Source organism: Oleiphilus sp. HI0066, from assembly GCF_001635725.1.
Genome location: NZ_LWFH01000072.1, coordinates 1 through 1,000, shown reverse-complemented (window position 1 = coordinate 1,000; position 1,000 = coordinate 1). Strand labels below are relative to the sequence as shown.

General features: G+C 47.5%; 1 protein-coding gene. It reads right to left on the bottom strand.

Features of this window, described 5'->3' with window-relative positions:
* Positions 1-59: 59 nt before the first annotated feature.
* The coding region (locus A3738_RS01195; protein ID WP_068763292.1) for an acyl-CoA dehydrogenase family protein at positions 60-1,000 on the bottom strand (941 nt) is incomplete at its 5' end.

The window sequence follows — 1,000 nt, the reverse complement described above, 5'->3', positions numbered from 1 at the left end:
CATGTTCACTCCTAACTTGATTTATTATAAAACACTTATGCCTAGGTTCATGCTCGAGCTTACATCTGAATCAGGGCTAGGTTTGGATCGTTGAGTAGTTTGCGGGCAATAATGACGCGCATGATTTCATTCGTGCCTTCGAGAATTCTATGCACGCGGCAATCTCTAAAGTGACGTTCTAAGGGGTACTCTTTGATGTAGCCGTAACCGCCATGAATTTGCAGGGCTTCATCACATAGTGTAAAGCAGACATCCGTTGCGAAGCGTTTAGCCATCGCACAGTATGTGGTTCGTTCAGAGTCTTTTTGATCTAGTTTGTAGGCTGCAAGGCGAATCATTTGCTTGGCTGCGGTCAGATCCGTCAGCATGTCAGCTAGCTTGTTTTGAGTACTTTGGAATTGTGCGAGCGATTGACCGAACTGTTCTCTCTCTTTTGCATAGTTGGTGGCGGCGCTTAGTGCTGAGATTGCTGTGCCGGTTGAGCATGCGGCAATATTAATTCTCCCGCCGTCCAAGCCTTCCATCGCCAACTTAAAACCTTGGCCTTCTTCTGCTAGGCGATGAGATTGTGGAACACGTACTTGATCAAAATTTATTTGACGCGTTGGCTGCGCATTCCAGCCTAGTTTGTCTTCTTTTTTTCCGTAGCTAATGCCTTCGCTATCGGCAGGAATCGCAATACAACTCACGCCTGATGCACCTTGCTCGCCGGTACGAACCATGGTGATCAGTAAGTCGGTAGACCCCGCGCCAGAGATAAATACCTTACTGCCCGATATGATGTAGTCATCGCCATCTTTGACTGCGCTTGTAGTGAGTGATGCTGCATCAGAACCTGCACCAGGCTCAGTAAGACAATAACTTGCGAGTTTCTCACCGCTCGCTAAGGGTTCAGCCCAGTCATTTATTAAGCTCTCTTGGCCGTAGGTGCTGAGCATTTTAAAGGCCATATTATGAATGCTGATAAAAGCAGCCGTTGTGGTACAGCCAGTCGCAAGCT